Below are 12,585 nucleotides of genomic sequence, written 5' to 3' on the forward strand. Positions count from 1 at the left end.
ACTTTAGCATATCACAACTATGAGCTTAGTTAAACTATCTATAAAAGGAATTTCATACAGTCAAACCCAAAACGGAGCTTATGCCTTGATTTTAAATGAAGTTGACGGTGAAAGAAAATTACCTATAGTTATAGGCGCCTTTGAGGCACAATCGATAGCGATAGCCCTAGAAAAAGAAATTAAACCCCCGCGTCCTCTGACTCATGATTTATTCAAAAATTTTGCGGAACGATTTGACATCACCATAAAGCAAGTCATTATTCACAAGCTTGTTGATGGCGTTTTTTATTCCAGTATTATTTGCGAAAGGGATAAAATAGAAGAAATAATAGATGCCCGAACATCGGATGCAATCGCATTAGCTTTGCGCTTCAACGCTCCTATTTTTACCTATAAAAACATCTTAGATAAAGCTGGTATCTTTTTAAAGGCAAATCCTCAAGACACTGATAAAGACTCTCAGGAAATTGACGATATCTTGTCTAACCCTGAAACCTTTGGCAATGAAGAAGAGAACAGTCAGCCCGCTAGAGCTTACATTAAAAATAGTTTGCAAGAACTAAATGAATTACTCGAACAGGCAATTCAAATCGAAGATTACGAAAAAGCAGCCAAAATTAGAGACGAAATTTCCAGAAGAGAATCTTAATACTTACTTCTTAATCCGATTATTTAACGACCAAATAACCAATCAAAACATTCTCGAATTAGCAAATAAAAATTTTAATGAAGCAATATTTAGATTTAGTGCAGCACGTTTTGGAAAATGGTTGCCAAAAAGGAGATCGAACTGGAACCGGAACAAAAAGTGTTTTTGGGCATCAAATGCGTTTTGATTTAAGCGAAGGTTTCCCAATGGTTACTACTAAAAAACTACACTTCAAATCGATTGTTTATGAATTGCTTTGGTTTTTAAAAGGTGATACAAACATAAAATACCTTCAAGAAAATGGGGTAAAAATTTGGGATGCTTGGGCCGATGAGAATGGTGACTTAGGTCCCGTATACGGACATCAATGGCGCAACTGGAATAGCGAAGAGATTGATCAAATATCCGACTTAATTCAGGAATTAAAAACCAACCCAAACAGCCGCAGAATGCTTGTTTCGGCTTGGAATCCGTCAGTGCTTCCTGACAACAGCAAATCATTTGGAGAGAACGTAGCCAATAATAAAGCTGCCTTACCTCCCTGCCACGCCTTTTTTCAGTTTTATGTTGCTGACGGAAAATTATCCTGTCAATTATACCAACGTAGCGCCGATATATTTCTGGGAGTTCCATTCAACATTGCCTCCTATGCTCTGTTAACCATGATGATTGCTCAAGTTTGTGATCTTGAAGCAGGCGAGTTTATCCATACTTTTGGCGATGCCCACATTTACAACAATCATATTGAACAACTTGAACTACAACTATCAAGAGAGCCTAAATCATTACCGAAAATGATTTTAAATCCAAATATTAAAAACATTTTCGACTTTAATTTCGAAGATTTCACCCTTGAAGGATACGAACCTCATGCCCTCATAAAAGGAAGTGTTGCGGTATAAGAAACGTATCCCTATTTTAAAATTTTAAATAAATTAAAAATAGGCAACAATCTTAATCGTACTGAAAAAAGATTTAAATCCTAAAAAATAATTAATCCTAAAAAGAACATAAATACCCTAAACATCAAACACACATCGCTAAAAATAATCCAGATCTCAAATAGTAACTTTTATAAATTAAATTTTATCTTTATAAAATAAAATTTACACTAATGGAAAGAGATCAACACGAATTATACGAAACCGCCAGAAGAAGAATAAGACAAAAGAAAAGACTTTATTATCATTTCGTTCTATTGACACTTGGTAGTTTATTTCTCTTCATATCAACCAAAATTTTCAATACAACAGTAAATACAAGTTGGTATATCTGGGTAATCACTTTGTGGGTTTTTCTTTTTATTTTACATTTTATAAAAGTTTTCATTACGGATCGTTTTATGAATAAAAACTGGGAAAGAGACCAAATAGATCGTCTTGTTGCTTTACAGCAGAAAAAAATAAACGAATTACAGTCAAAAATAGCCGAGGACTTACCTAATAAACTTGAAACGGAATGATTATAATGATTGCGGCAGTAGCTGAAAACAATGCACTTGGAAAAAACAACGAATTAGTTTGGCACCTGCCAAATGACTTTAAGAGATTTAAAAATCTGACTTCGGGGCATCACATCATTATGGGGAGAAAAACTTTTGAAAGCTTTCCAAAACCATTGCCTAACAGAACCCATATTGTAATAAGCCGTCAGGAAAACTACAAGCCCGAAGGCTGTATTGTGGTCAACAGTATGGAAGAAGCCATAAAAATATGTCCCGAAAATGAAACATCTTATATCATTGGAGGTGGAGAAATATACGAATTAGGAATGATTCACTCTGATAAAATAGAACTTACTCTGGTACATCACAGTTTTGACGCAGATGCTTTTTTTCCGGAAATAAAACTAGATGATTGGAAAATAATCAATTCTGAGTTTCAACCAAAGGACGAAAAACATCTTTTTGACTACACCTACCAGACTTACATTAGAAAATAAAAAACACCTCATCACGAGGTGTTTTTTTTATCAATGACTAGGAAAAAAGATTTATGCTTGGAACAAGATTTGATAAGATAACATAAAAATCACAAACGTTAACAATACTCCTGAAATACAAGTGATAACATTTGATGTTTTATGAGAATACATCTCAAAAAAGCCTTTAATACCAAATACCACGAAGGTACTAAAAACAAAAAAAATAAAAATTTCCAAAAACAAATTTAATCCTAAGAACGTATGTTGCGCTAAAAGTACACTACCGTTTTTTAAAACGGCACCATCAAAACAGCTCACAAGAACAAGTGACAAAATTAGCGCAAAAAGCAGCCACTTGATTTGAATCATTAATTCCCTGTTAATCATTGAAAATAAAATGTTGTCATTTATATTTTGTAAAATTCGCTATTAATATCCTCCCTTACAATACCCACTTTTAGTGATATTTAGAATGAATTCGAACTAGCGTTCATTTAAATTTTGATCAAAAAAAGAAAGACTATATATTTAGCCTATTATTTCTCACTATTTAAAAAACTAGAATACAGTTCAAAATAGATTGTATTATATTTGTGAAAATTTAAAAAAAATGTCAAAAAACATAACTCCATATAAAGATTCCTCTTTAGGCAAAAAAGAACAAGTCGCAAAAATGTTTGACACCATCTCGGGAAATTACGATAACTTGAATCGTGTGATCTCATTTGGGATAGATGTAAAGTGGCGTAAAAAGGTTTTAGGAATTGTAGCTAAATCAAATCCTGAGACGATTCTTGATATTGCGACAGGAACGGGTGATTTGGCTATTTTAATGGCCAATACAAATGCTAAAAAGATTATTGGTCTGGACATATCGGCCGGAATGCTCGAAGTAGGCGTAAAAAAAATTGCCGAGAAAAAACTATCCAATACTATAGAAATGGTTTTGGGAGACTCTGAAAACATTCCTTTTGACGATAATTATTTTGATGCTATAACGGTTGCTTTTGGAGTTCGAAATTTTGAAAATCTCGAGAAAGGACTAGCTGAAATTTTGAGAGTTCTAAAACCAAACGGAACATTCGTAATTTTAGAAACTTCAGTACCAGACAAAACTCCTTACAAACAAGGCTATAATTTTTATAGTAAAAATATCCTTCCTATTATAGGAAAACTATTTTCAAAAGATAATGTGGCTTATGGCTATCTATCTGAATCAGCAGCCGCTTTTCCTTATGGCGAAGCCTTAAACAATATTTTAAGAAAAATTGGGTTTATAGATGTTGTAGCATTGCCGCAAACATTTGGCGTGGCCACTATTTATTCTGCATCAAAAAAAATATGAAAAAAATTGCCGTCATAGTTTTACTCATTCTATCGTTTGAAGGATACGCTCAAGGTCAAAATAGAATATTCGGAAAAGATCCAATAATCAATTTGGAAAACTTCCAAAAGCAAAGACTTTATTTTGGGTTTTACTTAGGCTTTAACTCTTTTGATTTTAAAATAGACTACACGACAGACGGCCCTGACATACTGGTAAAAAGAACAACCGGATTTAACGTAGGCCTAGTGAGCGATTTAAAACTGCAAGAATACCTAGACTTACGTTTTGAACCGGGCTTGTATTACACTAAAAGAGAGCTGAATTTCCCTGGTTTTACGAGAGAAATAGACGCCTTAAGAGAAGTGAACAGTACTTATATTCATTTTCCTTTACTGTTGAAATTTTCATCTCTCAGGACCGGAAATGTCAGACCTTATTTATTGGGCGGGGTGTCGACGACTTTGAATTTATCCAGTAATTCAAAATCAAAAGATGACAACTCTGCTCAAAAATTCAGAGTACAACCCTGGACTAAAAACTATGAAATAGGATTTGGAATCGATATTTTCTCTGAATACTTCATATTCTCCCCTTCCATAAGAGGCGTTTTTGGACTTTCGGATGAACTGATACGTGACAATGACCCTAACAGTCCTTGGACCAGCAATATTGAATCTATGAAAAACAGAGCCGTTTTTATTAATTTCACCTTCCATTAAAACTAGGATTCCTTTTCTGCCTATCAGCCAACAACTCTGATTAGTTAATGATAGAATTATCCTCTTCTAAACTCACTAAGAATAATAGCCGTAGCGGTAGCCACATTTAAACTTTCAGTTTTTTGAATATCTCCAAAACGCGGGATTGTAAGTCTGTTGTTGATGCTCTTTTCTAGCTCCTTAGAAATTCCATTAGCCTCATTGCCCATGATAACTATTCCTTCTTCTGGTAAATCTGTTTTATAAATATTCTCTCCGTCCATAAAAGTGCCAAAAACAGCTAATTTACTTTGAGAGATAAACACATTCAAATCAATATAATTGACATTAACCCTAGCGATAGATCCCATGGTGGCTTGCACTACTTTTGGATTGTATATATCAACCGTTTCTTTAGAGCACAGCAATTGCTTTATCCCAAACCAATCACATAATCTTAATATGGTTCCTAAATTTCCGGGATCACGAACCGAGTCTAAAGCCACGATCAATCCTGATTCGATGATTTTTTTCTCAACAGGGATTTTAAAAACCGCCAAACAAGTATTAGGCGTAGCCAAGGCGCTAATTTTCTTTAAGTCTGCCTCATTAATCAAGGTTCTTTTTGAAGCCTCAACCTCTTCAAAATCATTTTGAAGAGTATACAAATGCTCGAGTTCAAAATTTGATTGCAATAATTCTTGAATTACTTTTACACCTTCGGCAAAAAACAATTGATTAGCAACTCTATACTTTTTTTGTTGTAAACTAGTTATAAGCTTTATTTGGTTTTTACTAACCATAAAAATATGTACTTTTGAATTAAATATTTTAGAACACTTGAAAAAAATTTCAACAAAAATATCATTATTTATTCTAATAGGGATAATTATATCTGCCTGTAACGCTGAAAAAAGAGTTCCAGAGGGAAAACAACTCCTGATTAAAAATCAAATTACAGTAAACGGAAAAAATACAAAAGATGAAAACACCTTTAATCAGTTGTACCAAAAACCAAACGGTACTTTATTAGGGAATCGTTTTCGTTTGAACTTATACAACTTAGCCAACCTTAATCCTGACTCAACCTATCAGGCTAAATTCACCAATAATCCAAAAAAATACGAGCGAAAAGTGAAATGGTTGTCTGCAAAACAAGTAGATCGTCTTGGAAAATCTTTTTGGCACAAAGGAATTAATGATTTTCTGAAGAAAACTGGAGAACCACCCGTAATAATTGACTCCTCTAAAACAGAAAAATCACTATTACGCCTGAAATACCATTATTTTAACAAAGGTTTTTTCAATGTAAAAACCGCTTACAAACTAGACAGCATAGCTCCTAAAAGAGGGAAAATAAAATATACCATAACTACAGGCGAAGGTTATTTATTAGATTCGATAAAAACAACCATTTCGACTCCTGCATTAGACTCTTTATATGAGTCGCACAAATCACTTACTTTCCTTAAATCAGGTAAACAATACCAGACAGTAGATTTTGAAGATGAGAAAAACCGTATTTCAACACTATTTAGAAACAATGGAGCTTATTATTTTCAGCCCACTTATGTTACCTATGACATAGACACAATTAACAAGAAAAATGGCGCTAATGTAAATTTAATCATAAACAATTATTCATACATAGAAAAGGACTCTACAAGAACAGAACCTTTTAAACTGTATGAAATAAGTGATGTAAATATTTACACTGATTATGCAACAAATAGCAATAGTTCCATAATTAAAGACAGTGTCTCTTATAAAAATTTCAATTTATACAGTCATGAAAAATTAAAATACAAGCCTCGTGCTATAACAGATGCTATTTTCATTACTAAAGGAAGCCTTTTTGCAGATAACAAAACAGTACTTACGACCCGTTATTTAAATAATTTAAAAATTTTTAGCTACCCCAGCATACAATATGAAGTAGACAAAAGAGATTCTACTGCTAATTCACTAATTGCAAAAATCTATTTAACCCCAAGAAAAAAATATAGCTTTGGCGCCTCGGTAGATTTGACCCACTCCAATATCCAAGATTTCGGGATTTCGTTTAGCCCTTCACTTTCGATAAGAAATGTATTTAATAGAGCTGAAACTCTAGAAATTTCGGCCAGAGGAAACGTGGGTTCCTCTAAAGATTTAGCAAATCCAAAAAACCAATTATTGAATGTGTCAGAATATGGTATCGATCTAAAGTTAAATTTTCCGAGAATCCTCATGCCTTTCTCTACCGAAAAAATAATCCCAAAAAGTATGATTCCTTCCACACTCATGGCGGTAGGATTTGCAAGACAGACAAATATTGGTCTGGACAAAGAAAATTTTACCGGATTATTTTCTTACAATTGGACTCCAAAGAAAAACAATACCGCTCGTTTTGACTTATTCAACATACAATTTGTCCGAAACCTAAATCCTAAAAACTATTTCAATGTTTATGGCTCCTCTTATAACGCCTTAAATAGTATTGGAAAAATATACAATACAAAAACGGAATATTTTGATAATATAGACGACAAGAATTTAATAATTGAAGAAGGTACTAAAGGATTCACAAATGACGTACTAACAGGCGGTATCACCTTGCCCGAAAAAGATTATGCCACCATAAAAAGTATCGAAGAAAGAAGAATGAGACTTATAGAAAATGATTTTATTCTAGCCACCAGTTTCACTTTTTCTAAAACCACAAAAACGGATTTACTTGACAATACCTTTTATCTTTTTAAAACCAAAATTGAATCTGCAGGTACTCCATTATCTCTGATTTCCAAGGCTACAAAAAAAACTGTAAATGAAAAGGGAAATTATGACATCCTCAATTTAGAATATTCTGAGTATCTAAAAACCGAATTCGATTATATCAAGCATTGGGATTTATCCAGGGAAAAAGTACTTGCAGTAAGAAGCTTTTTCGGGATTGCGGTACCTTTTGGAAACTCGGACAATATTCCTTTTTCAAGAAGTTATTTTTCTGGAGGCTCAAATGACAACAGAGCTTGGCAACCTTACAGTTTAGGCCCCGGAAGTAGTGGCGCCACCAACGACTTTAATGAAGCCAACCTAAAAATTGCTGTGAGCGGAGAATTTAGATTTAAAGTTTTCGGCGACTTAAAAGGAGCTTTCTTTGCAGATGCAGGAAACATCTGGAATGTATTTGACAATGTAGAAGATGAAAAATCTACTTTCACAGGATTTAAGAGTCTAAAAGACCTAGCACTGGGCACCGGATTTGGCCTTCGCTATGATTTAAGCTTTTTTGTTGTCCGTTTCGATTTAGGATTTAAAACCTATAATCCGGCCAATGATGAGGGTAAAAAATGGTTTCATGAATACAATTTTGGACACTCTGTTTTAAATTTTGGAATTAATTACCCTTTCTAATGCTAATTAATTCTTATTTTTGCAGACTTAAACTAAAAACTAGAGAAACCAACTAAAAAAAATTACAATGGCACATAACATCAAATCAGGCGTAGCTACAGGAGATCAAGTTCAAGAAATATTCAATTATGCAAAGGAAAAAGGTTTTGCTCTTCCTGCGGTAAATGTTACTGGTTCAAACTCCATAAATGGTGTTCTTGAGACTGCAGCAAAATTAAATGCTCCTGTTATTATTCAATTTTCTAATGGAGGCGCACAATTCAACGCAGGAAAAGGACTTTCTAATGCAAATGAAAAAGCGGCAATTGTAGGTGGAATTGCGGGAGCAAAACACATTCATACCCTTGCTGAAGCTTATGGAGCTACAGTAATTTTACATACTGATCACTGCGCTAAAAAATTATTGCCTTGGATTGACGGATTATTGGACGCTTCAGAAGAGCATTTTGCAGCAACTGGAAAACCATTATTCAGTTCTCACATGATTGATTTATCTGAAGAACCAATCGAAGAGAATATCGAAATCTGTAAAGGTTACCTAGAGCGAATGAGCAAAATGGGAATGACATTAGAAATCGAACTTGGAATTACAGGTGGAGAAGAAGATGGTGTTGACAACTCTGATGTTGACAGTTCAAAATTATATACTCAGCCAGAAGAAGTAGCTTATGCTTACGAAGAACTATCTAAAATAAGCCCTAAATTTACAATTGCAGCTGCTTTTGGAAATGTACACGGAGTTTACAAACCAGGTAATGTAAAATTGACTCCAAAAATTTTGAAAAACTCTCAAGATTTCGTTCAAAATAAATTCAACACAGGACACAATCCAGTCGATTTTGTTTTCCACGGAGGATCAGGTTCAACATTAGAAGAAATCAGAGAAGGAATCAGCTATGGTGTAGTTAAAATGAACATTGATACTGATTTACAATTTGCTTTTACAGAAGGTTCTCGTGACTATATGATTAAAAACATTGACTATTTGAGAACTCAAATTGGAAACCCTGAAGGTGCTGATGTTCCTAATAAAAAATATTACGATCCAAGAAGATGGTTGCGTGAAAGCGAAGTAACTTTCAACACGAGATTAGAGCAAGCATTTGCTGACTTAAATAATGTGAATACACTATAAAATTACGATATAAGAATTATGACATGCGATTTTAAATCGTATATCGTATATCGTAAATCTTAAATTAATAAATATGGCTTGGTTTAAAAGAAAAGAAAAAGGAATTACAACGGCTACCGAAGACAAAATGGATGTCCCAAAAGGACTTTGGTACAAGTCACCTACCGGAAAAATTATTGATGCCGAAGAACTGGAACGCAATTTATTTGTAAGTCCGGAAGATGGTTTTCACGTTAGAATTGGTAGTGCTACCTATTTTGAAATTTTATTTGACGACAATAAATTTGTTGAATTAGATAAAAACTTAACTTCCAAAGACCCTTTACACTTTGTTGACACAAAGAAATATGCAGATCGTCTTAAAGATGTGATGGAAAAAACTAAACTAAAGGACGCTGTACGTACTGCAGTTGGAAAATCAAAAGGCAAAGATTTAGTAATTTGCTGTATGGATTTTGCCTTTATTGGTGGTTCAATGGGAGCTGTTGTAGGTGAAAAAATAGCAAGAGGAATTGATCATTCGATCAAGAACAACATTCCTTTTGTAATGATCTCAAAATCAGGTGGAGCCCGTATGATGGAAGCAGCTTATTCATTGATGCAATTAGCCAAAACATCTGTAAAACTTGCCCAACTTGCCGAAGCTAAAATTCCTTACATTTCATTATGTACAGATCCAACTACCGGAGGAACTACTGCTTCTTACGCTATGCTTGGCGATATAAACATTGCTGAACCTGGTGCCTTAATTGGATTTGCAGGGCCTCGAGTTGTAAAAGATACTACCGGTAAGGATTTACCAGAAGGTTTCCAAACTTCGGAGTTTCTTTTGGAGCATGGTTTCTTAGACTTTATTACACCAAGAAAAGAATTGAAAGACAAAATCAATCTTTATATCGATTTAATTCGAAATCAAGAAATTAGATAAATAAAAAATCCCGATTGCTCGGGATTTTTTTATGTTTAAAAAGTAAATTTACAGCTATTTTAAACTAGCCATATCAATTACAAAACGATATTTCACGTCACTTTTATTCATACGATCATAGGCTTCGTTAATATAGGACATATCAATCAATTCAACATCAGAAGTAATGTTATGTTCCGCACAATAATCTAACATTTCCTGAGTTTCGGCAATTCCTCCTATCAGGCTTCCCATAATGCTTCTTCTTTTCATGATCAAAGTAAAAACAGGGATTTCGGCAGGCGTTGGTGGCGCACCAACTACAATCATTGTTCCGTTAGTTCTCAATAAATTCAAATACGCATTGTGATCGTGCTTAGCAGATACGGTATTTAAAATAAAATCAAAGTTATTCGCTAGAGAATCCATTGTTGAGGCATCAGATGTCAGGGCAAAATGGTGAGCCCCTAGTTTTTTTGCATCAGCTTCTTTAGAAGGAGAATGACTCAACATGGTCACTTCGGCACCAAAAGAAACAGCAAACTTCACTGCCATATGACCTAAACCACCTAAACCTAAAACTCCTACTTTATGGCCTTTTCCTACATTCAAATAACGCAATGGAGAATAAGTTGTAATACCAGCGCAAAGCAAAGGAGCAACAGCCGAAAGCTCTAACTTATCCGAAATATGCAAAGTATAATCTTCATCAACGCTAATACTGGTTGAATATCCGCCATAAGTAGGTATATTTGTTCCTCTTTCATAGCTATTATAGGTACCCGTCATCCCTTCTTCACAAAACTGTTCTTCACCTGACTTACAACTAGGACAAGTTCGACAGGAATCTACAAAACACCCCACGCCCGCTAATTCTCCAATTTTGAATTTAGTCACCTCACTTCCTACAGCAGTAATTCGACCCACAATTTCATGTCCCGGTACCAATGGATAAATCGCAGGTCCCCAATCTCCTTTAGCAGTGTGAATATCAGAATGACAAACACCACTATAAAGTATCTCTATCTGAACTTGTTTAGCACCAAGTTCTTTCCTATCAAATGAATACGGTTTTAATGAAGTTTCCGCATCGTAGGCCGCATAAGCTTTAATTGCTGTCATATTGTAAATTTTAGATAAAGGTTAAAAGTACAAAAAACACAGCCTAAAAATGCGAATAAGACAATAAATCGACTTGAAAAAATTGATAAAAATTACTTTTTTTCTACAACATCACATCCCCGTTCTAATTGCCTCTACAGGATCTAATTTGGAAGCCGTTATCGCAGGAACAATTCCAGATATCAAACCAATCAAAGCAGCCAGACCAGTTCCTAGAATAACATTCCCCATTCCAAGGACGAATTCAAAGTCCAAAACTTTTGTGAGTACTACAGAAATAATCCACACTAAAACCAATCCTATTATCCCGCCTATCACAGAAAGAATGACAGCTTCAAATAAAAACTGAAATAAAATAAATCTGTTTTTAGCGCCTAAAGATTTTTGAATCCCTATTAAATTAGTACGCTCCTTAACCGAAACAAACATGATATTAGCAATTCCGAAACCGCCAACCAGCAGAGAAAATCCACTAATTATCCATCCTACCACATTCATTTGACCAATAATTCCATCAATTAGATCTGTAAATCCTGAAAGAACATTAATAAAAAAATTATTTCCCTCATCTGGTTTCATTCCTCTAATAGTTCTCAATTTTTGTACAACTTCAGCTTTATAAGCATCCATATCGATTCCTTTTTGTGGCTTAATCAATATCACAGGCGTCATAGAACTGTTATTATCCCCATACATGCGTCGCAAAAAATTAACCGGTAAAAAAACCGAAGTATCATTGTCATCACCAAACAAACCCGCGCCCTGCTTATTCAAAACACCAATAACGGTAAAACGTTGTCCATATAAGCGTATATTTTTCCCGATGGGTTCACTTTCTTCAAATAAATTCTTAGCGATTTCATAACCTAATACAATAACCGCCGTCCCGGAATTAGACTCTGATTCATTGTAAAATCTTCCTTTTTCAAACTCAAGTCCTTGTATATCTATAAATTCATAGGAAACCGGAACCACATTTACATCGCTGACTGTTTTTGATTCGTATTTAATACTCTCGCGTTTCACAAAAAACTGATAGGCAATTTGTTCCGTATTATTCAAAGATCCTTTTAAAGAAGTATATTCATCGTATTTCACATCGGGAAACTGCTCTCTTTTCCATTGCGGAATTTCTGACGGACCAAAAGAAAAACGCATTAAATAAATAGTATTTTTATCTAAACTACTCAAATCTTTAGTGATTTTTCTATCCAAAGAATCTACCGCTGCAAGAACTGCTATAATAGAAAAAATTCCTATGGTAACCCCCAGCAAAGAAAGCAAAGTTCGTAACTTATTGTTGCGCAAAGCATTCATAGCAAAAGCGAAACTTTCTTTCAATAATCGAAGATAAACTAGCATAATATCATTTTTGTGTTACAGTAAAATTCTATAAATATTATTCAAAAACCTAGAAAAACAAATATT

Annotated in this window: 13 protein-coding genes; 9 read left to right on the forward strand and 4 right to left on the reverse strand. The window is 34.2% G+C overall.

Features of this window, described 5'->3' with window-relative positions:
- The first annotated feature begins 19 nt into the window (after window positions 1–19).
- The 4 genes from LNP19_RS02620 to LNP19_RS02635 all read left to right on the forward strand — a co-directional run bounded on the left by LNP19_RS02620 (window position 20) and on the right by LNP19_RS02635 (window position 2,590).
- Window positions 20–649, forward strand: coding sequence for a bifunctional nuclease domain-containing protein (locus LNP19_RS02620; protein ID WP_230063250.1), 630 nt, complete (start codon window positions 20–22; stop codon window positions 647–649).
- Window positions 650–726: 77 nt separating this feature from the next.
- Window positions 727–1,551: a thymidylate synthase gene (locus tag LNP19_RS02625; RefSeq protein WP_230063252.1), complete on the forward strand. Its 825-nt coding sequence runs from the start codon at window positions 727–729 to the stop codon at window positions 1,549–1,551.
- Window positions 1,552–1,763: 212 nt separating this feature from the next.
- Window positions 1,764–2,111, forward strand: coding sequence for a 2TM domain-containing protein (locus LNP19_RS02630; protein ID WP_230063254.1), 348 nt, complete (start codon window positions 1,764–1,766; stop codon window positions 2,109–2,111).
- Entirely contained in the window at window positions 2,108–2,590 is a 483-nt protein-coding gene (locus LNP19_RS02635) for a dihydrofolate reductase (RefSeq protein WP_230063256.1), read from the forward strand. The genes LNP19_RS02630 and LNP19_RS02635 overlap by 4 nt, the downstream gene beginning before the upstream one ends.
- A 51-nt stretch (window positions 2,591–2,641) precedes the next feature.
- Here the strand turns inward: LNP19_RS02635 and LNP19_RS02640 are convergent, their stop codons facing one another.
- Window positions 2,642–2,941 (reverse strand): hypothetical protein, encoded by a 300-nt coding sequence (locus LNP19_RS02640; protein WP_230063258.1) that lies wholly within the window; start codon window positions 2,939–2,941, stop codon window positions 2,642–2,644.
- 241 nt (window positions 2,942–3,182) lie between these two features.
- On the opposite strand from LNP19_RS02640, the gene ubiE reads away from it, so the two are divergent.
- Together ubiE and porT are read left to right on the forward strand one after the other, a co-directional pair.
- The gene (gene ubiE, locus LNP19_RS02645; protein ID WP_230063260.1) at window positions 3,183–3,917 is read left to right on the forward strand and encodes a bifunctional demethylmenaquinone methyltransferase/2-methoxy-6-polyprenyl-1,4-benzoquinol methylase UbiE; all 735 of its coding nucleotides are present in this window, start codon (window positions 3,183–3,185) and stop codon (window positions 3,915–3,917) included.
- Window positions 3,914–4,618, forward strand: a complete 705-nt coding sequence (gene porT, locus LNP19_RS02650) for a type IX secretion/gliding motility protein PorT/SprT (protein ID WP_230063262.1) — start codon at window positions 3,914–3,916, stop codon at window positions 4,616–4,618. Before ubiE ends, porT begins: the two co-directional genes overlap by 4 nt.
- 56 nt (window positions 4,619–4,674) lie before the next feature.
- On the opposite strand, the gene LNP19_RS02655 is transcribed toward porT, so the two are convergent.
- The gene (locus LNP19_RS02655; protein WP_230063263.1) at window positions 4,675–5,400 is read right to left on the reverse strand and encodes a TrmH family RNA methyltransferase; all 726 of its coding nucleotides are present in this window, start codon (window positions 5,398–5,400) and stop codon (window positions 4,675–4,677) included.
- A 37-nt stretch (window positions 5,401–5,437) separates the two neighbouring features.
- Between LNP19_RS02655 and tamL the strand changes: the two genes are divergently transcribed.
- The 3 genes from tamL to accD all read left to right on the forward strand — a co-directional run bounded on the left by tamL (window position 5,438) and on the right by accD (window position 10,056).
- Window positions 5,438–7,993, forward strand: coding sequence for a translocation and assembly module lipoprotein TamL (tamL, locus tag LNP19_RS02660; RefSeq protein ID WP_230063264.1), 2,556 nt, complete (start codon window positions 5,438–5,440; stop codon window positions 7,991–7,993).
- A 67-nt stretch (window positions 7,994–8,060) separates the two neighbouring features.
- Window positions 8,061–9,128: a class II fructose-bisphosphate aldolase gene (fbaA, locus tag LNP19_RS02665; RefSeq protein ID WP_230063267.1), complete on the forward strand. Its 1,068-nt coding sequence runs from the start codon at window positions 8,061–8,063 to the stop codon at window positions 9,126–9,128.
- A gap of 73 nt (window positions 9,129–9,201) precedes the next feature.
- Window positions 9,202–10,056, forward strand: coding sequence for an acetyl-CoA carboxylase, carboxyltransferase subunit beta (accD, locus tag LNP19_RS02670; RefSeq protein WP_230063269.1), 855 nt, complete (start codon window positions 9,202–9,204; stop codon window positions 10,054–10,056).
- A 54-nt stretch (window positions 10,057–10,110) separates the two neighbouring features.
- Here accD and LNP19_RS02675 read toward each other — a convergent pair whose 3' ends face one another.
- Both LNP19_RS02675 and LNP19_RS02680 read right to left on the reverse strand, forming a co-directional pair.
- A complete protein-coding gene (locus tag LNP19_RS02675) occupies window positions 10,111–11,157 on the reverse strand; it encodes an NAD(P)-dependent alcohol dehydrogenase (RefSeq protein ID WP_230063271.1) in 1,047 nt (348 codons plus the stop codon).
- Window positions 11,158–11,268: 111 nt separating this feature from the next.
- Window positions 11,269–12,519 carry an ABC transporter permease gene (locus LNP19_RS02680; RefSeq protein WP_230063273.1) on the reverse strand — a complete coding sequence of 417 codons (1,251 nt, stop codon included), beginning with the start codon at window positions 12,517–12,519 and terminating at the stop codon, window positions 11,269–11,271.
- Window positions 12,520–12,585: the final 66 nt, after the last annotated feature.

This window comes from Flavobacterium acetivorans (assembly GCF_020911885.1).
In the GTDB taxonomy this organism is placed as follows: Bacteria; Bacteroidota; Bacteroidia; order Flavobacteriales; family Flavobacteriaceae; genus Flavobacterium; species Flavobacterium acetivorans.

Excerpts from the sequence above, each read along its gene's own strand:
- accD (WP_230063269.1), top strand. The coding sequence starts at position 9,202 with ATGGCTTGGTTTAAAAGAAAAGAAAAAGGAATTACAACGGCTACCGAA.
- ubiE (WP_230063260.1), top strand. The coding sequence starts at position 3,183 with ATGTCAAAAAACATAACTCCATATAAAGATTCCTCTTTAGGCAAAAAA.
- LNP19_RS02620 (WP_230063250.1), top strand. The coding sequence starts at position 20 with ATGAGCTTAGTTAAACTATCTATAAAAGGAATTTCATACAGTCAAACC.
- porT (WP_230063262.1), top strand. The coding sequence starts at position 3,914 with ATGAAAAAAATTGCCGTCATAGTTTTACTCATTCTATCGTTTGAAGGA.
- LNP19_RS02630 (WP_230063254.1), top strand. The coding sequence starts at position 1,764 with ATGGAAAGAGATCAACACGAATTATACGAAACCGCCAGAAGAAGAATA.
- fbaA (WP_230063267.1), top strand. The coding sequence starts at position 8,061 with ATGGCACATAACATCAAATCAGGCGTAGCTACAGGAGATCAAGTTCAA.
- LNP19_RS02635 (WP_230063256.1), top strand. The coding sequence starts at position 2,108 with ATGATTATAATGATTGCGGCAGTAGCTGAAAACAATGCACTTGGAAAA.
- LNP19_RS02675 (WP_230063271.1), bottom strand. The coding sequence starts at position 11,157 with ATGACAGCAATTAAAGCTTATGCGGCCTACGATGCGGAAACTTCATTA.
- LNP19_RS02640 (WP_230063258.1), bottom strand. The coding sequence starts at position 2,941 with ATGATTCAAATCAAGTGGCTGCTTTTTGCGCTAATTTTGTCACTTGTT.
- LNP19_RS02625 (WP_230063252.1), top strand. The coding sequence starts at position 727 with ATGAAGCAATATTTAGATTTAGTGCAGCACGTTTTGGAAAATGGTTGC.
- LNP19_RS02655 (WP_230063263.1), bottom strand. The coding sequence starts at position 5,400 with ATGGTTAGTAAAAACCAAATAAAGCTTATAACTAGTTTACAACAAAAA.
- LNP19_RS02680 (WP_230063273.1), bottom strand. The coding sequence starts at position 12,519 with ATGCTAGTTTATCTTCGATTATTGAAAGAAAGTTTCGCTTTTGCTATG.